13 protein-coding genes are annotated in these 20,481 nt (G+C 65.5%); 4 read left to right on the forward strand and 9 right to left on the reverse strand.

The window, feature by feature from the left end:
• The first annotated feature begins 208 nt into the window (after nucleotides 1–208).
• A complete protein-coding gene (locus AC1DN0_RS12835; RefSeq protein WP_441637705.1) occupies nucleotides 209–1,606 on the forward strand; it encodes an MFS transporter in 1,398 nt (465 codons plus the stop codon).
• Between the two features lie 174 nt (nucleotides 1,607–1,780).
• Here AC1DN0_RS12835 and AC1DN0_RS12840 read toward each other — a convergent pair whose 3' ends face one another.
• A complete protein-coding gene (locus tag AC1DN0_RS12840; RefSeq protein WP_477102676.1) occupies nucleotides 1,781–3,046 on the reverse strand; it encodes an MFS transporter in 1,266 nt (421 codons plus the stop codon).
• Between the two features lie 97 nt (nucleotides 3,047–3,143).
• On the opposite strand from AC1DN0_RS12840, the gene AC1DN0_RS12845 reads away from it, so the two are divergent.
• Together AC1DN0_RS12845 and AC1DN0_RS12850 are read left to right on the forward strand one after the other, a co-directional pair.
• Nucleotides 3,144–4,109 (forward strand): LysR family transcriptional regulator, encoded by a 966-nt coding sequence (locus tag AC1DN0_RS12845; RefSeq protein ID WP_441635400.1) that lies wholly within the window; start codon nucleotides 3,144–3,146, stop codon nucleotides 4,107–4,109.
• A gap of 80 nt (nucleotides 4,110–4,189) precedes the next feature.
• Nucleotides 4,190–4,699 (forward strand): DUF3016 domain-containing protein, encoded by a 510-nt coding sequence (locus tag AC1DN0_RS12850; protein WP_441635397.1) that lies wholly within the window; start codon nucleotides 4,190–4,192, stop codon nucleotides 4,697–4,699.
• A 108-nt stretch (nucleotides 4,700–4,807) separates the two neighbouring features.
• Here AC1DN0_RS12850 and AC1DN0_RS12855 read toward each other — a convergent pair whose 3' ends face one another.
• The 3 genes from AC1DN0_RS12855 to AC1DN0_RS12865 all read right to left on the reverse strand — a co-directional run bounded on the left by AC1DN0_RS12855 (nucleotide 4,808) and on the right by AC1DN0_RS12865 (nucleotide 11,605).
• Complete coding sequence (locus AC1DN0_RS12855) at nucleotides 4,808–7,012, reverse strand: hypothetical protein (protein WP_477111323.1); 2,205 nt, start codon at nucleotides 7,010–7,012, stop codon at nucleotides 4,808–4,810.
• A 745-nt stretch (nucleotides 7,013–7,757) separates the two neighbouring features.
• Nucleotides 7,758–9,812, reverse strand: a complete 2,055-nt coding sequence (locus tag AC1DN0_RS12860; RefSeq protein WP_441635406.1) for an NAD(+) synthase — start codon at nucleotides 9,810–9,812, stop codon at nucleotides 7,758–7,760.
• A gap of 230 nt (nucleotides 9,813–10,042) precedes the next feature.
• Nucleotides 10,043–11,605: a hybrid sensor histidine kinase/response regulator gene (locus AC1DN0_RS12865; RefSeq protein ID WP_441635393.1), complete on the reverse strand. Its 1,563-nt coding sequence runs from the start codon at nucleotides 11,603–11,605 to the stop codon at nucleotides 10,043–10,045.
• A 304-nt stretch (nucleotides 11,606–11,909) separates the two neighbouring features.
• Here AC1DN0_RS12865 and AC1DN0_RS12870 point away from each other — a divergent pair, with 304 nt between their 5' ends.
• Nucleotides 11,910–14,222, forward strand: a complete 2,313-nt coding sequence (locus AC1DN0_RS12870) for a helicase C-terminal domain-containing protein (RefSeq protein ID WP_441635391.1) — start codon at nucleotides 11,910–11,912, stop codon at nucleotides 14,220–14,222.
• 25 nt (nucleotides 14,223–14,247) lie between these two features.
• On the opposite strand, the gene AC1DN0_RS12875 is transcribed toward AC1DN0_RS12870, so the two are convergent.
• The 5 genes from AC1DN0_RS12875 to AC1DN0_RS12895 form a co-directional block, all read right to left on the reverse strand.
• Nucleotides 14,248–15,861: an MFS transporter gene (locus AC1DN0_RS12875; RefSeq protein ID WP_477145761.1), complete on the reverse strand. Its 1,614-nt coding sequence runs from the start codon at nucleotides 15,859–15,861 to the stop codon at nucleotides 14,248–14,250.
• A gap of 143 nt (nucleotides 15,862–16,004) precedes the next feature.
• Nucleotides 16,005–16,847, reverse strand: a complete 843-nt coding sequence (locus tag AC1DN0_RS12880) for a transcriptional regulator (RefSeq protein ID WP_441635387.1) — start codon at nucleotides 16,845–16,847, stop codon at nucleotides 16,005–16,007.
• Nucleotides 16,848–17,051: 204 nt separating this feature from the next.
• Nucleotides 17,052–17,375 (reverse strand): hypothetical protein, encoded by a 324-nt coding sequence (locus AC1DN0_RS12885; protein ID WP_441635385.1) that lies wholly within the window; start codon nucleotides 17,373–17,375, stop codon nucleotides 17,052–17,054.
• A 116-nt stretch (nucleotides 17,376–17,491) separates the two neighbouring features.
• Entirely contained in the window at nucleotides 17,492–18,571 is a 1,080-nt protein-coding gene (locus AC1DN0_RS12890) for a LacI family DNA-binding transcriptional regulator (protein WP_441635383.1), read from the reverse strand.
• A 10-nt stretch (nucleotides 18,572–18,581) separates the two neighbouring features.
• The gene (locus AC1DN0_RS12895) at nucleotides 18,582–20,480 is read right to left on the reverse strand and encodes a TRAP transporter large permease (RefSeq protein WP_441635381.1); all 1,899 of its coding nucleotides are present in this window, start codon (nucleotides 20,478–20,480) and stop codon (nucleotides 18,582–18,584) included.
• Between the last annotated feature and the right edge of the window lies 1 nt (nucleotide 20,481).

Genomic DNA, 20,481 nt, shown 5'->3' on the forward strand with positions numbered 1-20,481 from the left:
GAGACGAGGAGGGGGTCGCCCCATCCGGCGCGCCTTCTTTGCCTACTTTCTTGGCAAGACAAGAAAGTAGGTCGCCCCCCGCAGGGGGGTGAAACCGCCTTTGACTTTAAGGTTTTAAGCCTTTGAAGTTAAGCAGTTGCAATTGCAACCCCATCAAACAAAAAAAACAAAACACCCAAATCCCAAAAGGACCAAAAGGAGACACCCCATGCCCCAAATCGACATCCACAAACTAGCCGACGAAGCCCGCTTCAACCGCTTCCACGCCCAAATCCTCCTCTGGTGCGCCCTCATCATCATCTTCGACGGCTACGACCTCGCCGTCGTCGGCATCGCACTCCCCTCCATCATGAAAAGCATGGGCGTCGACGCCACCAGCGCCGGCTTCATGGTCAGCTCCGCGCTATTCGGCATGATGTTCGGCGCGATCTTCATGGGCACCATCGCCGACCGCATCGGACGGCGCCGCGCCATCGCCATCTGCATCCTGCTGTTCAGCGTCTTCACCGCCGCCGCGGGCTTCACCAGCGATCCCGTGACGTTCAGCGTCACGCGCTTCCTGGCGGGCCTGGGCATCGGCGGCGTCATGCCGAACGTGGTGGCGCAGATGACCGAATACTCGCCGCGCAAGATCCGCGGCACCATGGTCACGCTGATGTTCAGCGGCTACTCCGTAGGGGGCATGCTGGCCGCCCTGCTGGGCAAGGGCCTGATCGAGAGCTACGGCTGGCAGTCGGTGTTTATCGCCGCAGGCCTGCCGGCGCTGCTGATCCCGTTCATCCTGAAATCCCTGCCGGAATCGATGCCCTTCCTGGTCAGGAAGGGCCAGATCGACACGCTCAAGGCCATCGTTTCCCGGCTGGAACCAGGCTACCGGCCGCACGCCGGCGACCAGTTCGCCCTGCCCGCCGGCGACAAGGCCGGCGATGCGCCCATCGGCAAGCTGTTCCAGGACGGACGAGGCTTCAGCACCGTGATGTTCTGGGTGGCATTCTTCATGTGTCTCTTCATGGTCTACGCACTCAGCTCATGGCTGGCCAAGATGATGGCCAGCGCCGGCTACAGCCTGGGCTCGGCGCTGGCCTTCGTGCTGGTGCTTAACTTCGGCGCCATGGTCGGCGCCATCGGCGGCGGCTGGCTGGCCGACCGTTTCAATATCAAGTACGTGCTGGTCGGCATGTACGCGCTGGCCGCCGTATCGATCACGCTGCTGGGCTACCCGGTACCCACCCCGCTGCTGTTCGTGCTGGTGGCGCTGGCCGGGGCCTCGACCATCGGCACGCAGATCGTGACCTATGCCTATGCCGGGCAGTTCTATCCGATGGCGGCGCGCGCCACCGGTATTGGCTGGGCATCGGGCATCGGCCGCAGCGGGGCGATCCTGGCGCCGATCGTGATCGGTGCGCTGGTGGGCATGTCGCTGCCGCTGCAACAGAATTTCATGGCAATCGCCATTCCGGGGGTGATCGCCATGATTGCGGTCCTGCTGATCGATCATCGCCGCTCGGCCTCGGCGCAACACGCATCCGCCCTGGCAGAGCAGGCACAAGCGCCCGGCCAGGCTGGCGGGCAGCGCATGGGTCCCGGAGTACAGCACTCCGGCTGAAGGCCGCGCATCCAATGTGCGGCGGCAGACATTCGGCGCCCGATTCCAGGTGCAGATTTAGCCCTGTACGTGAGTGGCCCCCAAGCGCCGTACCTTCGCCTCGCCATGCTCTTTCCCGAGCTGGCGAGGCGCCTTTCGCCGGATGCGGCAAGCGGTGCTTGTCATGCCGACATGTCATTTCGCCAGCCGCGCCCCCGGCCATGCCCGCACAAGCAACGCCCCGATGGCCGCCGCCGTCGACAACGCCGTGACGGCCATCCATCCCCACCGCGCCAGCATCAGGCTGCCCAGCGCGGCACCGGCCGCCATGCCCACGAACATGCCGACGAACAGCACCGCATTCAACCGGCTGCGCGCGCCGGGCTCGATGCCATAGACGATGGTCTGGTGCGCGACCAGCGCGACCTGCACGCCGAGGTCGAAGCCCAGCGCGCTGGCCGCGATCAGCCACAGCCGTGCGTGCGGCGCCAGCAACGGCGAGAACAGCATCCCCGCGAACGAAACCGCGGCCAGCGCGGCGCCCAGGCGCGTGACCAGCTCGGGGCCCTTGCGGTCGGCCAGGCGGCCGGCCAGCGGTGCGGCGAGCGCGCCGGCTGCGCCGGCCAGGCCGAACGCGCCAGCAGCCGCGCTGCCCAGATGAAACGGCGCGCCATGCAGCATGACGGCCAGCGTCGACCAGAACGCGCTGAAACCGATTGACAGCAGCCCCTGCGCCAGGGTCGCCCGGCGCAGCGCGCCATGCTTGCGCCACAGGCTGGCCAGCGAGCCCAGCAGCGCGCTGTACGCGAGATGCGTGGTGGGCTTGAAGCGCGGCAGTGCGCGCCATGCCACCGCGCCGATCAGCGCGATGCTGGCCGCCGCGATCACGAACATGATCCGCCAGCCGAAGTGCTCCGCCACGAAACCACTGAGCACGCGCGAGAGCAGGATGCCGAGCAGCAGCCCCGTCATCACCGTGCCGACGACCTTGCCCCGGTGCGACTCCGGCGCCAGCGTGGCGGCCGCCGGCACGATGTCCTGCGCCATCGTGGCGGCCAGCCCGATCGCCAGGCTGGTGGCCAGCAGCAGTCCGATGCCTGTGGCGGCGCCGCTGGCCAGCAGCGCGGCGCTGAGCACGGCGGCCTTGGCCAGGACGATGCGCCGGCGGTCATAGCGGTCGCCCAGCGGCGCCAGCAGCAGGATGCCCAGGGCATAGCCCAGTTGCGTGAGCGTGGGGACCAGCCCCACCGCCCAGTCGGACGCACCGATATCCGGACCCAGCACGCCCAGCATGGGCTGGCTGTAATAGAGCGATGCCACGGCCAGGCCGGCGCCGGCGGCAAGCAGCAGGACCAACCGGGCGGGCAAGCCGGTGGCGGCACCCGTCTCGGCCGCCAGGACCGCCGGAGCCCTGGCCGGGTGTGTGGCGACATTTGCATCTGTAACGCGAATGGATGACATAGCGGAAACCCTCGGATCGAAAACGAGACTGGAGTTTGCCGGCCCCTGGTTCAGCGCGGTAGTACTACACTCTGCACAATTGCTATGCGTCCGACGTATGACCAACTTGAAACCGCCCTCGCCCGCCACGCCAGCGCCCGCCTCGACCGACCGCATCGAACTGATGCAGACCTTTGTGCGGATCGTCGAAGCCGGCAGCCTGTCGGCGGCCGCCGCGCAGATGGGCACCACCCAGCCCACGGTGAGCCGCCGCCTGCAGAACCTGGAGCGCTCGCTGGGCCTGCGCCTGCTGCAACGCTCCACGCATGCGATGAAACTCACCGAGGACGGCGAACGCTGCTTCGGGCGCGCCAAGGAACTGGTGGCGGGCTGGGAAGCGTTCGAGGCGGACTTGCGGGGCGCCGGCGACGAACCGGCGGGCACGCTGCGGGTGGTGGTGCCACACGCGTTCGGCCAGCAGCAGCTGGTGGGGCCGCTGGCGGCATTCCTGCGCCGCCACCCGCGGGTGACGGTCGAATGGCTGCTGCACGACCGGACACCGGACTTCATCGCCGAAGGCATCGATTGCGCCATCCACGTGGGCGAGGTCAGCGACCCGTCAGTAGTGGCGATCCGGCTTTCCGAAGTGCCCCGCATCGTCGTGGCGGCGCCATCGGTACTGGAAGCCAGGGTGATGCCCTCGCATCCGAATGAGCTTGCCGGCTTGCCCTGGCTGTCGCTGCGCACCTTCTACCGCAACGAGGTGTCGCTCACCCATGCGGCCACGGGCGAGACCCAGCGGTTGGCCTTCCACCCGCGCGTCGGCACCGACAGCCTGTATGCGCTGCGCAGCGCCGCGGTCATGGGGCTGGGGGTTTGCGTGGCGTCGGCGTGGCTGATGGCGGACGACATCGCGCAGGGACGCCTGCTCCACCTGGTACCGCAGTGGCAAGCTTCCTCGCTGCCCATGCAACTGGTCTATCCCTACGCGAGCTTCTATCCCGCCAAGCTGCGCCGCTTCGTGGAAACGATGCGGCAGACCGTACCGGCGACGATGGCGAGCAGCGCGGTGCTGGCGCCCTGAGCGGAGCCGCCGCGCCCCGGAACAAGCCCTCCCCGCGCGCGGTCGAACTGATCAAGCCGTGAGGAAAGCGGGAGGTCGCAATGTCCAGGTCCCTTTGTTTCGCCGCCGCCGCTTTGGCCGCATTGTCCGGCGCCGGCGCCCTGGCGACGCCTCCGGGCGGCAGTCTCTCTGTCAGCTTCATTGATCCGCAGAGCTACACCGACGCCGCCTACTCCCACCCGTATGCAAGCGAGAAGGATCTCGCCGCGGTGGAAAGCGATATCACGCGGCATCTGACCCGGCTGGCCGAGCGCAAGCTCGCCCCGGGCGACTCGCTCAAGATCGAAGTGCTGGACATCGACCTGGCCGGGCGCTTCGAACCGTTTCGCTTCAACGGGCAGGAAATCCGCGTGGTGCGGGATATCACCTGGCCGCGGATGACGCTGCGCTACACCCTGAGCCATGACGACCGCATACTGGCAAGCGGCGAGGAACGGCTGGCCGACATGAACTTCATGATGTCGGTAAATACGTACTCGAGCAGCGACCCGCTGCGCTATGAGAAGCCCATGCTGGATGACTGGTTCGACAGGCGGATCGTCAGGCACTAGCCCCCTCTCGCGCGGCGCCTGGCGCACATGCCTGCGTGCAGGCGCCCTATGCAGTTGATCAAGCGATGGCGAGCACGATGCCAGCGGCACCGCGCCCGGCTTCAGTGATTACTTGCGCACGCAATCGGCACCAGAACCATCCCTGGTTGTCGAATAATAGTTGATCGCCACCCCGGGATCCTTTCGGCAGTTCATGAACTCGATCGTCATGAATCTCGCCCAGCGCCGGCTCTTGTCATTAGCATCGGGATGTACAGGGTTGTTGAAACGGCAGTACTGAATATTACCGTCCCTTGGGTAGAGCTGAGAAATATTGGAAATCTTCCCCGAGATAATATCCTCGCACGCAGGGAAACCTGACGAATCCCAGCCGGAAGGCCCCCAAACCGACGGCGCAACGGAGTACGGCGTGAGAGGACACATAATATCGATAGCGTAGCTGCTGTAACCCAGCACCAGCGGCTTCTCCGCACGGCGATCGCCGACCTGATCCATCGGGAAATGGCAATAGCGCGACCAATCGCCACCGGGCAACGCAGGAGGGAGATCAACATCATTGAAAAAATCGAGCGTATATTCTTCCACCTTTTTCTTGATCAGCCCGTTGCGATAGGAGTAAATCATATTCAAATCGCAAAGCGGCTCGTGCATTGTTTTTCCTTCGGGGTCGACGGGCTGCTCGACGGGCTTTCCGTCAAAGCCTATGCAAGTGCCAATCTTATCCCTCTGCTCGCCGTAGGTCGGATTCAAGGAGTTGCCCAACATCTCGGACAACGGATAATTCATGTCCTTGCGCCGCTCGTTCGGCCACTTGGGCAGACTATTCAGGTAGGCCGCCGACGTTTCCACCAGATAAGCCTTGTCCAGCGAATCCCATATTCCAGCGGAGTATTTCGCCACCAGGGAATTATAGATATTATATTGCTGCGCCATGACGGGCTGATTGAAACTCGGATCAGGAGAACCATTATAAAGATTGCGCGGATCCGGATATTTCAAAGTCGCCTGCCGCATCGAACTATAGAAAATACTCAGCCGATCATTTGGCAGCCCCTTGATCGCCACATCATCACCTGAGATCTCGACAGAATTGGTAAATATGCCATCGAGATTTGCCAGCGCCTTGTTCAAACCTGTCTTGGCGCAATCAGACGGAAATGAAGCCCCAAATCGCCTCACATATTCAATTATGAAGTATTGACTGGGGAACGGCTTATTTCCATGTGCGCAGTCGAAAGACGTCACATAGACAAGCGAGTTATAGGACGAATTGATTTTTGAACTATTATCGAATATCTGACTGGCACTTTGCTGTGCGATATTCTTGAGGTAGATCGCCTCGAACTTCTTTATGTAGGAAGTCAGATCCTGCAACGTCGCGGAGATATTATCCAGCTTGCTATTGATCTGATCCAGCCGCGAGATGATTTCCGGACCCAGCTGCGCAATCGGGTCTTCAGGCTTGTTGAACAGATCGAACGCCTCGAAGAGGCTGGTCATGCCAGCGACTGCCGCCTTGGCGTATTTTCCCTCCGCCAGGCTAAGAGCTATCTCGCCCCCGTTCTTGACCCCAAACGCGGCAATTGACGGCCACGTGGTGGAATCCGTCTCGGCCGATGCCAGTGCGCGCTGGTTGCCTGTGGAGACACTGGCAGCCGGGGATTTCATGTAAGGAGAATTTCCGGAATCGATTGCCTGCAGCAATTCAGAAAAGACTCCTTCATGTTTCCGAACATCGGAAATGGCCGATCCCTTGCCTACGAAATACTGGCCGAGGCCAAGGTAGAAATCATAGATACTGCCCTCGGACTTGGTCAGCGCAGTTAGCTTGCCGCGGATCTCTTCTTCGTCAAGCGGGCTGAGCTGGTTCAGTTTTCGCCCCACGTAGAACCCGGTGGTTTCCGTGCTGATGATCGGGTTCGTGCTGATCGCACAGTGACTGTCGGGCTCGATCCTGAATGCAGTGGCCCCCAGGAACCTACCGCTTTCGTCACTCGCAATCAGCGTGTAGTAACCGCGAGAAACCTGGCTTACCGGGATATCCCCGGCGCAGAACCCGTCTTCTTGCACACAGGCAAGAAGACCCGCTCCGGAAGCGACATCTGTAGTGTCCGATTCCTGTAGCACATCCACTTTCACCGTAGATGTCAGCGGCACGGCCGAAGACGAGAACTTCAAGCGGGTGGCCATGTTTCCGGTGCAGGCTTGCGAAGCGGTCAGTCCCGGACTTGCCTCGCCAGGGGCGTCACCACCACCACCACCACCACAGCCGGCCAGCATCGAAATGCCAAAGATGAGTGCAACTCGTTTCAACACAAACCCTCCCGTCAATGTCAAGAAAATGAATTAATTTCAGTGATAAGCACTCAGGAAACCGCCCAATGAAGCAATCAAGTGAATCACTGGATTGGGCGTGGACGACTTCTGGAGCCATGGCTTCCGTGACAGACAGGCGCCGTCTATCTCATCGGCGCCAACGTGGCCTTGATCCCGTTGACGGTCTTGTCGGAAGGCATGCCCGGGCCACTGGAATTGCAGGCCATCGGGGTTGCTATCGCGGTGGAGGCAATGAGCTGGCTGACGCAGGCGGATAGGAACCGAGTGCCTATATCAGCACCGATCCTATCCAAATGAATCACCGAAAAACTGACAAATGCTGACATGACCCTGCCATGTCAGGCTCGTCGGGCGCTGCTTGCGCACGGCACGTGACATTGGTTAAAGGGGTGGAACAGCCCCTTCAGGCAGGAACAGGACGGGATTGCGCCGATGTAAGCGACTGGATGCCTGCGAGACCTGACTCGCGACATTGCCGATAGGACGCCTGGGACTCAGAACCGAGTTTTTCAGGTCGTACTCAGGGCGCGGCGAGTTTGGGTCCCCGCCGCTCTTTCTGGATCGGTGACGAGGCGTCTTTCGCCTCGTCCCGATCGCCTTCCCTGGCTACTTTCGCAGCTGCGAGAGAAGAATGGGGCGCACCGCCCACAAGGGTGGTGAAACCGCCTTTGGCTTTAGGATTTTGATTTTGAAGTTCAAGCCGTTGCGGTTACCTCCTGCCTCAAACCCCATCCGGAATCCTCTCAAGGTCCTTCATCCACACAACAGACTCCGAATCACTAGGCGCCCGCCAGTCCCCCCGCGGCGACAGCGACCCACCCGACCCCACCTTCGGCCCATTCGGCACGCAAGACCGCTTGAACTGGCTCGTCCGGAAAAACCGGTCAAGAAAGATCCCGAGGTTCCGCTTGATATCCGCCACCTTGTACTCATTACGCGCCACATGCAGCCCCTCGGGCCAGCTTCCCTTATCGCGATCGCCCCAGGCGCTCATGGCAAGAAACGCAATCTTGGTCGGCGTAAATCCAAACCGCAACGTGTAGTACAGATTGAAATCCTGCAGCTCATACGGACCGATGAAATTCTCGGTCTTCTGCTGTGGCGCATCGGCCGAGTCGCCCGGCACCAGTTCGGGACTGATCTCCGTCCCAAGCACATCGAGCAATACGTCAGACCCCGCGTCGCCAATCTGTCCCGTCTCCGCTACCCAGCGGACCAGATGCGAGATCAGCGTCTTCGGCACGCTGCCGTTCACGTTGTAATGCGACATATGGTCGCCAACGCCATAAGTACACCAGCCAAGCGCAAGCTCGCTGAGGTCGCCCGTGCCGATCACGATAGCGTGGCTGGAATTGGCAAAGCGGAACAGGTGGTTAGTACGCTCGCCCGCCTGCACGTTCTCGAACGTCACGTCGTACACGGGCTTGCCGGACGCATACGGGTGCCCGAGATCCTTGAGCATTTCGGTGCAGCTCGGCCGGATATCGATCTCCTTCGACACGCAGCCCACCACCTCCATCAGCTTGCGCGCCTGGAGCAGCGTGCGGTCGCTGGTGGCGAAGCCGGGCATGGTGATGCCGAGGATATTGGTGCGAGGCAGCTTCAACCGGTCCATGGCCTTCGCGCACACGAGCAGCGCATGCGTTGAGTCCAGCCCGCCGGAGACACCGATCACCACCTTGGAGATGCCGCTGGCCGACAAGCGCTGGACCAGCGCCTGCACCTGGATGTTGTAGACCTCGCTGCATCGCTCGTCCCGGCGCCGGGCGTCGGATGGCACGTAGGGGAACCGCTCCACCGTCCGGCGCAGCGGCAAGGACTTGTCCAGCACCGTATCGACGGCAAACGGAATCACCCTGAACTTCGCGACCTCCGCGCCATGGCGCCGCACCGAGTGGCCGAAGGTGGTCTGGTGCATCCGCTCGCGCGACAGGCGCTCCAGGTCGACGTCGGCAAAGGTCAGGTGCGAGCTGTCCGCGAAGCGTTCGGACTCGGCCAGCAGTTCGCCGTTCTCGTAGATCAGCGCCTGCCCGTCCCACGCCAGGTCGGTGGACGACTCGCCCTTGCCGGCCGAACTGTAGACATAGGCCGCGAGACAACGCGCCGATTGCTGGCTGACCAGTTGATGCCGGTAGCCGGACTTGCCGACCACGATATTGGATGCCGACAGGTTCACCAGCACGGTGGCGCCCGCCAGCGCCGCGAACGACGACGGGGGAATCGGCACCCAGACGTCTTCGCAGATCTCCACGTGGAAGCGGAAAAACGGAATGTCCCGCGCTTCGAACAGCAGGCCGGCGCCAAACGGCACCTTGTTTCCATCCAGCAGCACTTCGCTCACCGCCGCGCTGTCCGCCGCGCTGAATTGCCGTGCCTCGTAGAACTCCCAGTAATTCGGCAGGTAGGACTTCGGGACGACACCGAGCACCTGCCCGCCGGCGACCACCGCCGCGCAGTTGAACAACTGATGCTCGACCCGCAGGGGCAGCCCGACCACCAGCGTGGTGGCAATGGTCCTGGAGGCAGCCACGATCTCTGCCAGGGCAGCCTCGCACGCATCGAGCAAGGCCCGCTGGTGAAACAGGTCGTCGCAGGTATAGGCGGACAAGCCGAGTTCCGGGAAGGCCACCAGCGCCGCGCCCTGGCTGGCGGCTTCCCTGGCCAGCGCAATCGTCCCGGCTGCGTTGAAGGCGGGATCGGCCACGCGGCAGACAGGCACGCCCACCGCCACGCGGGCGAAACCGTGGGAATAGATATTCAGGAACTTGTTCGTCATGTCACTCATGTCAGTCATCCTTGCGCTGCGCGTCGCAGCGTCCCGGCGCCTGCCAGGCGCCGGAGCGGGTTGTGCGGTACATGACGCAATTCTACGATGCGCGTCCTGCCGGCGCTGAAGTCTGCCGGCGCGCAACGGCACAGGCACGGCCGGGACGGGCTGCGCCCGGCGCCGGACATTGCGGCGTTTTCAACGAGCGGGAAGGAACGACCAGTGCCGGCAGGCAAGCGCTACTCGCCGCGGGCGATCTGCCGCCCCACCGTTGCCAGCAGCATCTCCAGGTGGCTCATCTCGATCGGCTTCACCATATGGGCGTGGAAGCCGGCGACATGCGTATCCTCATGGTCGGCCGGTTGCCCGAACCCGGTCATCGCGACGAAGACCGTGCCGCGCAGTTCCGGCTGGGCCCGCAGCATCTTCAGCAATTCGAAGCCGTCCATGACGGGCATGGCGATGTCGATCAGCGCGAGGTGCGGCGAAAAACCGGTAGCGATCGCGTGGGCCATTTCCCCCTCGTAGGCGACCGACACTTCATGGCCCAGCATCTGCAGCAACATGGCGAGACTGTCGGCCGAATCCCGGTTGTCATCCACCACCAGCACGCGCAATGCGCCGGTCCGCGGGGACGTATCGGCAGTGGTGTCCGCGGGCTGATGCTTGATACAGGGCATCTGGATGGTAAATGTGCTGCCCTTGCCCAGCCCCGCGCTGGAGGCCCGGATGGTTCCGCCATGCAATTCCACCAGCGAGCGGCACAGCGACAGGCCAATGCCAAGCCCGGCATTCTGGACTTCGCTGATGGGGCTGTGTTGCACGAACAGGCTGAAGATATCTTCCAGCGCGTCCTGCTGGATGCCGCAACCCTGGTCGGATACCCGCAGTTCAAGCAGGCGGCCGGTCACCTCGCCACTGATGGCGATGCGGCTGCCCGCCGGCGAGAACTTCGCGGCGTTGTGCAGCAGGTTCTGCAGGACCTGCACAAGCCGGGTGAGATCGGCCCGGAACGCCACGGGCTCATCAGGCAGGCTGACGTCGACGTGCTGCCCGCGCAAGTCCAGCACGGGCCGGGCGGATTCGATGCCACGCGCCACCACGTCGCGCAGGTCGACATTGCTCAGCCGCAGTCCCACTTTGCCCGAGGCAATGCGTCCCACATCCAGCAAGTCGTCGACGAGCCGCGTCAGATGGCTGATCTGCCGGTCGATCATGTCCCGGCAGCGCGCGGCATGGGGACTGAGGCTGGTGTCCAGCCGCATCAGGTTGATGGCATTGCGTACCGGTGCCAGCGGGTTGCGCAGTTCATGCGACAGCGTCGCGAGGAACTCAATCATGCGGCGGCTCGACGCTTCGATTTCTTCCAGCCGCCGTCTTTCGCTCATGTCCCGGACCACCTTGGCAAAGCCGCTGACGGCCTGGCTCTCATCGTAGATCGGTGTGATCGTCACGTTGGCCCAGAACAGCGTGCCGTCCTTGCGCACCCGCCAGCCCTCGTCTTCGAAGCGCCCTTCCGCCCGGGCGCACCGCAACTCGTAGTCCGGCCAGCCGCTGGCAACGGCCTGGGGCGTGTAGAACACCGAGAAATGCTTGCCAATGACTTCCGCCGCCGCATAACCCTTCATCCGCTGCGCGCCCGGGCTCCAGCTCGAAATATGGCCGGTCCCGGTCAGGGTGAAGATGGCGTAGTCCTGGATGGCGTCCACCAGCGCGCGGTAGCTCGTCTCGCTCGACTCCTCGACTTGCGGGGTGGGCGAAGCTGACGAGGAGGGAGCATTCAGGCTGCTGGGCTCTGTCATGGCGGATTCGTGAAGCTTTGCAGGGCGGATGCCCTGGCGGCGCAAGCTTGCCGGTGCCGCCCTGCTGCAATGAGCGGCGGCGTGGCCGGGATGCGCGGGATRCAAAATTGTGACACGGTTTGGGCAGCGCAGCCAGATTAGGCGAGATGCCGGCCGGCCCCACCCCGGTACTGTATATTCATACAGTTCGCCGCAGCAGCATGTTCATCCCGTGATTTCCCCTACCAAGTGCGTCATCCCCTACACCGGGAGTTGCCTCCTTGCCGAGCCCGCCCGCCGCGCCTCCGACACAGGAGCGAGGCCGATGACGTACACCGTCGCCGTGCGTGCCTTGTGTGAATTCACCGCCAAGCAAGGCGATCTCGACGTGCGCTTCACGCCTTCGCCTACCGCCGCCGACGGCATGGCCGCCCATGCCCTGGTGCAGTCGCGGCGCGGCGCCGCGTACCAGTCCGAGATCAGCCTGCAGGGCGAGTTCAGGAACCTGCGGGTGCGCGGGCGCGCCGATGGCTACGATCCCGACCGGAACCTGCTGGAAGAAATCAAGACGGTGCGCGGCGATTGGACCGCGCTGCCCGAGAACCATCGGCAATTGCACCTGGCCCAGGCGAAGATCTATGCCTGGCTGCTATGCGAAAAGCTCGGACTCGCCGGCATGCAGGTGGGCGTGGTCTATTTCGACGTGGCGAGCCGGCAGGAGTCGGGCTTCAGCGAGCACTTCGGGGCCGGGCAACTCCTGGCTTTCTTCGAAGAGAAGTGCGAGCGCTTCGTCAACTGGGCCTTGCAGGAGAGCGCGCATCGCGCGGCGCGCGACCAGGCGCTGCAAGGCATGGCCTTTCCCCATGCCTCGTTCCGGCGCGGGCAGCGTGACCTGGCCGAAGCCGTCTATCGCGCCGCACGCTCGGGCCGCTGCCTGCTGGCGCAGGCCCCTACCGGCACCGGCAAGACAGCAGGCACCTTGTTCTCCATGCTCAAGGCGGTACCCCAGGGGCAGATCGACAAGGTGTTCTACCTGACCGCCAAGACCACCGGCCGCCAGATGGCGCTGGACGCCGCGCGGGGACTGCGCGACGGTAACGCCGGCCTGCGCCTGCGGGTGCTGGAGCTGACCGCGCGCGACAAGGCCTGCGAGCAGCCGGACCGCGCCTGCCACGGCGAATCGTGCCCGCTCGCGCGCGGGTTCTACGACCGCCTGCCGGCAGCACGGCAGGACGCCGCCGGGCAGGCCCTGCTCGATCGCGCAGCCTTGCGGCAGATCGCGCTCAGCCACGATATCTGCCCGTACTACCTGGGCCAGGAAATGGCGCGCTGGGCGGATCTCGTGATCGGCGACTACAACTACTACTTCGACCGCGCCGCCATGCTGCATGGCATGACCACCGCCAACGACTGGCGCGTCGGCGTGCTGGTCGACGAGGCGCACAACCTGCTGGAGCGGGCGCGCAAGATGTACTCGGCGGAGCTGGATCCCGCGGTGCTGCCCGAACTGCGGCGCGGCGCGCCAAGGCCGCTCGCCAGCGCGCTGCGCCGGCTCTCCGGCCAGTGGAACCTGCTGGCGAAGGCGCAGGAGAGCGCCTATGCCGCGCACCCGGAAATTCCCGGCCCGTTTATCGCGGCGCTGGAGCGCACGGCATCGGCCATCCTGGACCAGCTCACCGAAGCGCCGGAAAGCGTGGGCCCGGCGCTGCAGCGCTTCTATTTCGATGCCCTGCACTTCTGCCGCCTGGCCGAGTCGCTCGACGCGCATTCGGTCTTCGATATCAGCAAGGAGGCTGGCGCCGCCGAATCCGCGACGCGCCCCGCCCGGAGCAAGACAGGCAAGGGCCGCCTTGCCGTGCGCAACCTCATCCCCGCGGCCTTCCTGGCGCCCCGGTTCGCGGCGGCCCATGCCACCACGCTGTTCTCCGCCACGCTGACCCCCGCGCGCTTTGTCAGCGACACGCTGGGCCTGCCACGCAACACGGTCTGGCTGGAAGTGCAGTCGCCCTTCCGCGCCGACCAGCTGGCGGTGCGTATCGCCGGCAATATTTCCACGCGCTACCGCGACCGCGAGCGCTCCGTGCGCCCCATCGTGGACCTGCTGGGCGCGCAGTACAGGGCGCGTCCGGGCAACTACCTCGCATTCTTCAGCAGCCACGATTACCTGCGGCAAGTGGCGGACGCCTTTGAGCAGCGCTGCCCGGATATTGCCGTGCGCCGGCAGTCGCGCGCCATGACCGAGGCCGAGCAGGCCGAGTTCCTGGCGGCCTTTGCGCCCGGAACCTGCGCCATCGGTTTCGCGGTGCTTGGCGGCTCCTTCGCGGAGGGCATCGACCTGCCGGGGGACCGGCTCATCGGCGCCTTTATCGCCACGCTCGGCTTGCCGCAGGTCAACCCGGTCAATGAACTGACCATGCGCAGGATGCAGTCGGCATTCGGCTGCGGCTACGAGTACGGCTACCTCTATCCCGGCTTGCAAAAAGTCGTGCAGGCGGCCGGGCGCGTGATCCGCACCGAGGCGGACCGCGGCGTGGTGCACCTGATCGACGACCGCTTCGCGCGGCCGGAGGTGCGCGCCCTGTTGCCGGCCTGGTGGGAAGTCGCCATCGAAACCGGCGCAACGCCGGGGAGTGCCTAGCCTTGCGTGAGCCGGCACGCAGCCGTTACGGCGGCGAAACCAGGTGCCGCACCCRCGGCGGCGCCGGGCCGCGATGCAAGGCATGGACGCGGGCCTGGATCGCCTTGTCGTTGGCGCTGAAGCGCTCGTGCTGGCGCAGGTGCTCCAGCCACGACTCGATCACAAACGTTTCCACGTAGCGGCCGGGCGCTTCCATGTCCTCGAACAGGCCCCACGACAGCGCCCCGCCGCGCCGGCGCACGCGCCGCATTTCGCGGGCAGCGGCGCGAAACGCGGCGGCATCCGCCGGGTCGGTGCGGTACTCGACGGTGATCATCACCGGCCCGCAATCGTCGGCGGTCTCTTCGGAAAGCGGCACGCTGGCATCGTGCGGCGACGGCGTGAGATCCAGGTCCGGCGAATCGGCCAGACGCCAGCGCAAGGCCGCCACGGCGGCCAGCAGCATGCCCGAGCCGGCCACCTGCAGCGCCAGGTCCGTCCCCTTGAGCGAGGCTACCTGCCCCCACACCGCGCTGCCGGCCGCCATGGCGCCGAAGAACACCACCAGGTAGACCGCCAGCGCCCGTGCCTTCACCCAGCCCGCCGAACTGCGCTGCGCGCCGCCATTGAGCACGGACAGCACGACGATCCAGGCCAGGCCCGCGAACAGCAGCACGGCGGCGATCAAGGCGAAGCTCCTGAAGACCGACATGGCGAACAAGACCAGCGCGAAAATCACGCTGGCGCCAAGCACCAGCCGATCGGGCGAGAGCAGTTGGCGCAGGCGCGGCAGCACCAGGGCGCCGCCGATCGCCCCCGCCCCCACGCAAGCCAGCAGCAGCCCGTAGCCGCCCGGCCCCACCGCCAGCCCTTTGCGCGCCACCAGCGGCAACAGCGCCCAGCCGGCACTGCCGAACACAAAGAAGGCCACCGCGCGGACCAGCACCACCTGCAGCACCGGCGCCGCCTGCACGTAGCGCAGGCCCGCCCGCACGGCCGGGAGGAAATGCTCGGGCGGCAAGCGCCGCGTGAGCGGCGCCGGTTGCCACCGGTAGATCACCCACAGCACCCCCAGCACCGACACCGCGTTGATCAGGAATACCGCCGGCGGCCCGAACAGCGTCAGCACGACGCCGCCCAGCGCGGGCCCGATCGCCCTGCTGATGTTCACCCCCAGCGAGTTGAGCGCCACCGCCGACTGCAGCGCCGGCTTGGGCACCAGGTCCGGCACAATGGCCTGGAACGGCGGCGCGCTCATCGCCGCGCCAATGCCCAACAGGAAAGTGGCGGCCAGCAACACCGCGGGCGTTACCAGCCCGGCCAGCGCCAGCAGGCCAAGCGCCGCCGCCACCACCAGCATCCAGGCTTGCGCGAACAGCAGGTACTTGCGCCGGTCCACGATATCGGCCAGCACGCCGGACGGCAGGGCGAACAGGAACATCGGCAGCGTCGTGGCCGCCTGCACGAGCGCCACCATCAGTGGCGACTGGCTGACCGACGTCATCATCCAGCCGGCGCCGACATCATGCATCCAGGTACCGATATTGGACGCCAGCGTGGCCAGCCAGATGGCCCGGAACACCTTGTTGCGCAAGGGACTCCACGGCCCGGCGGCAGGCGCGGCTACCGCGGAGCCCGCATGGGAAAGCTCCTGATTCATCTCAGCTCCAGGTCCACGAAAGCGACACCCATGGATTGTAGGATGCGGTATGCGTGGCATGGGTCCCCGCGGGCATGCCGCATTTCGAGCGCCGGAAATCACTGCCCGCGCGATGGCGCCTGAGCATCGGCTGACAGGCGTTGTCAGCCAGGCGGGCCCAGGTGCGCCTCGGGCTGCGGCCACGGGCGAACATCCGCTGCCTGGCGCGCCTCGCTCGCCGGAGCGAAGTCGGCCGGATCGAGCATGGCGGCAAGCACTTTGCCAAAAGCACTGAGGAGCACGTCGGAGGTCAGGCCGGAGGGGCCGGCCAGTGCCGGGCAGATAATCCAGGTGCTGTCGTCGCGCGTGAACACGCGCAGGGATTTCACCAGGTCGGCGGGCTGCAACTGCCGCTCTTGCACCGCCGCGCCGTCCAGCGCGAATGCACTGACAAAATCCTCGGTGTGCCGATGGCCCAGGCACACCACCACCTTTGGCCGCCAGCGCGCGCACATCTCGGCCAGGAAGCGGAAGCGTCCGCCGTACCGGCACAGGTCCAGGTAACGCTCCTTGGGCACCAGTTCGGGCTGGCCGCGGAACACCCTGGACCAGGGGGTCAGGCCATCGAGCTGCACGGGCACGGGAAACAGGTTGAGCTTGAACTCGGCGCCGCAGGACGAATACAGGCAGTGCTCGTAATACGACTTCCAGTCGGCATCGGCATCGCGAAGGCCCAGCACCTCGGCGCGGGCGGCGGCCATGATGCGGGCAATGCGCTGGTGACTAAGCCATTTGCCCATGCTGCCCCGATGCGCTTCACGAAACGCGCGGTCCCACGACAACGGCGCCATGCGGGGCTCGAGCGGCGCTTTCAGGTGCTCGGACCAGGGATTCGGACTCCTGTCGCAGAACCAGACCGAACCCCGCGGATTCCCGCCCTCCATGCCGACATACGAAGCAAAATAAGTGTCCAGTTCCTGCCTTGCGAACACCGCGGTGTTTTCCATGCTGCCCCCCTGATTGCCTGGTGGGCCCCCCTTCCGCACTTGCCGCAACGTGCCGCTCAGCCAGGTAATGGCCGCGCGTGCCGTCGCGATCGTCATCCGGACGCCAGGCGCCGGCCAGGGCCGGCGCTATGTCATTCCGGTCGTCTCATCTGCTTTGCGCCTCGTCGAAATCGTCCTGAATAGCCTCTCGCCGCGGCCTGCTCCCTATTCGTCAGCCGTGTCGGCCCCCCCGCCGTTGCCGGACCTGAGCAACTCGGCGATCGTGGTCGCCGCGGCCGGTGCGAACTGCGTTACGCATGCGCGCGTCAGCGCCAGTGTGTAGGAAAACGCCATGGCGCGGTCCTCGAATGTGCGGTTGAGCATGAAGTGCGCGGCGGGCACCAGGCCGTCGGCCAGCTTTGACAGGCGGACGAGCGATCCCCAGCTTCCGTCCTCCACTTGCAGGATATCCACTTCAATGGCGTATCCCGCCTCGATATAGGTTCTGGCCGGTCCTGCCAGCCGGCGTTCCGGTTTGTCGGGCACCATCTCTCGCTCCTCCACGATACAGATCATTCCAACACCATCACGCGCACGCCGTGCGCGTCACCACCAGCCCCTGGCGGCGGGCTCCCCCCCGGCCGCCACGGGCTGCAATGCACGGGTCAGCCTCGCCTTCGGGTCGGCGCGCCGGCCACGCGGTTGACGGCAGGCGGCGGCGCGGTGGACTGGCGCACCACCAGGCCGCTGGGGAAACACAGGCGAATCGGCGCCAGGCCGGGTTGCGCCAGCCGCAGCATGACCCGGCGCACCATGGCCTCCGCCATGTCGCCAAAAGGCATGGCCACCGATGTGAGCGCGGGATTGGTGTACGAGCACATGCCGATATCGTCCATGCCAATCACTGAAACGTCGGCCGGCACCGACAAACCGGCCTGGTGCAAGCCCGACATCAGCCCGATCGCCATCATGTCGTTGACCGCGATCAGCCCGGTCGGGCGCGCCGTGGTGCGCGCCAGCCGCGCGGCCAGGACCTGGCCCAGTTCGGCCAGTTCGGCATCGCCATAGTGCGCGGCGGGCGGGCACTCTATCACCTCTGCCGTTTCCGCGATCCCGGCCTCTGTTGCCGCGGCCTCGAAGCCGGCAATCTTGCTCGCGCGGCTGACGGTGCGCCCGGCGGGCATGACGAATGCGATGTGCCGGTGGCCAAGGGCGATCAGGTGCGAGGCGGCCAGGTGGCCTGCCTGGAAGTTGTCGGGCGCGATATGGTCGATGCGCGCAGGCATGTTGGGATCGGCGCCGCCGTCGTAGCTCACCATCGCCAGCCCCTGGCGGGTCGCCGGCTCGAAATGCTGCTCGTCGGTCAGCGACGAGACGATGATCACGCCGTGCACGCCAAACGAGAGCAGGTCGTCGAGCATGCGCGACTCCTGCTCCCGGTCGCGGTTGGTGTTGCCCAGCAGCACGCGATAGCCGGTCTGGCGCTGCGCTTCGGCCTCGATCTTCAGCGCGAGCTGGCCGTACATCGGATTGGCGGTGGAAGGCACCAGCAGGCCCAGCATGGGCGTCTGCCCGGTCTTGAGCTGGCGCGCAACCTGGCTGGGGCGGAAGCCGAGCGTGCGGATCGCCTCCTGCACCCGCTCGAAGGTGGCGGGATTGAGCCGTTCGGTGCGTCCGTTGAGCACGTTGGAAACGGAGCTCACGGACACGTTTGCCAGTCTGGCGACGTCTTGTATGGTTGCCATTATCGGGTTCTCATGCCAGCTTCATCAGGCGGGGTAGCCATAGCGTGAGCGATGGCATCAGGACCAACAGCAGCAAAATCAGCAACAGCAGCGCCAGGTACTTCAGCATCGGCCCGGCGACCTGCTCCATGCGCGTGCCGGTCATCGCGCAGGTGGCGAACAGCCCCAGGCCCAGTGGCGGCATGAACAGGCCGAACCCCATGGCGATCACCATCACAGTGCCGAAGTGTAGCGGATGCACGCCGGCCTGCCCGGCAATGGGCGCCAGCAGCGGACCAAAAAGGATGAGCGCCGGCGCGCCCTCCAGGATGGTGCCAAACACGATCGTCAGCAGCACCGACACCAGCAGGAAGGCGGTACTGCCGTATTGCACCGCCAGCCCGGTCATGGCGTGCTGGAGCAGGCCGGGAAGTTGCTGGATCGACAGCGCGAATGCCAGGCTCGATGCCGTCGCGATCACGAACAGGATGCTGCCGGTCATGGCCGCGGCCCGCGCGAACAGGCGCACCACGGCGCGCACATCGAGCTCGCGGAACACCAGCACCCCCACCAGCAACGCGTAGACCACCGCAAAGGCGGACACCTCGGTCGAAGTAGCCATGCCCGATGTCACGCCCTTGCCGATCATCGCGATCATCAGCAGGGTGGCCAGCGCGCCGCCGGCCAGCTTGCGCCTGGACTTGCGCACCGGAAAGGCCAGGGCGGGATCGATGCGGCTGCCGCGGGCCACGGCGAGGACGATCAGGCCGAGCGTCATCACCGCGGCCGGGACCACGCCGGCCAGGAACAGGCCACCAATGGAGATGTTTGCGACAAAACCCATCAGGATCAGGTTGATGCACGGGGCGATGGTCTCCGCCATCACGGCGGAACTGGCGAGCACCGCCGCGGTTTCGTTGGCATCCTGCCGCGTGCGGCGCACCGCCGGCACCACAATGCCGCCCACCGCGGCAATGTCCGCCAGCTTGGAGCCGGACACCCCGGAGAAGACCGCCGTCGCCACGATGGCGATCAGGTTCATGGCACCGCGCACGCGGCCGAAGGCCAGCACCAGCAACTCGACCAGCCGCGCCGACATGCCGTTGACCTCCATCAGCAGGCCCGCCAGCACGAAGAAGGGGATCGCCAGCAGCACGAAATGATCCATGCCGGATAGCACCTGCTGCGAATAGACGATCAGCGGCAGCGACGGCTCTGCCAGGAAATACAGCAGCGCGGCCAGCCCCAGCACGAAGGCAATCGGCATGCCCAGCAGCATGCCGCCGGCAAAACCCACGGCCAGCAGCAGCCACGGCGGAACCTGCCAGCCGCTGCCGGCCACCGTGCCGGACAGCGTGTTCCACGCCCACACTGCGGCGCACAGCAACGTCGCCAGCAACAAGGCCAGCCACCTGGCACGGCCCCCCCTCAGTGCATTGGCGAGCGCGATCGCGCTCAGGTACAGGCTGCCCAGGCAAGCCGGCAAGACATGGAGCCACTGCGGCAGGCCCAGCGGCGTGCTGACGTTGCGCGCGTCGAGCAGCAGCAGCACCGATGAAGCGAACAGCATGACCGACACCGCCGCGATCATCCACGCGCACAGCCGCGTGGCAAGAGAATGCCACCTGCCCGGCAGCCGGTTGCGAAAGACCTCGAAGCCGGGATGCCGGCCGCGCGCCAGCACCGTGCCGGCGCCGAAGAACACAAGTACCGCCATCAACAGCCGCGCCGCATCCTCGGCCCACTCCAGCGGCGCGTGCAGCAGGTAGCGGCAGATTACCGATGCGCACACCAGCAATACGTCGGCGGCCAGCGCTGCCGCGCAGAGGTATTCGGCCAGCCTGGACAGGCGGCCCGGCACGCTGCCGGCTCGCCCATCGGGGGCGCGTGCGGCGACGCCCGCGGCATCGTCCAGCGGGTTCGCGCTCATA

It is taken from the genome of Cupriavidus sp. 05N39 (genome assembly GCF_056397325.1).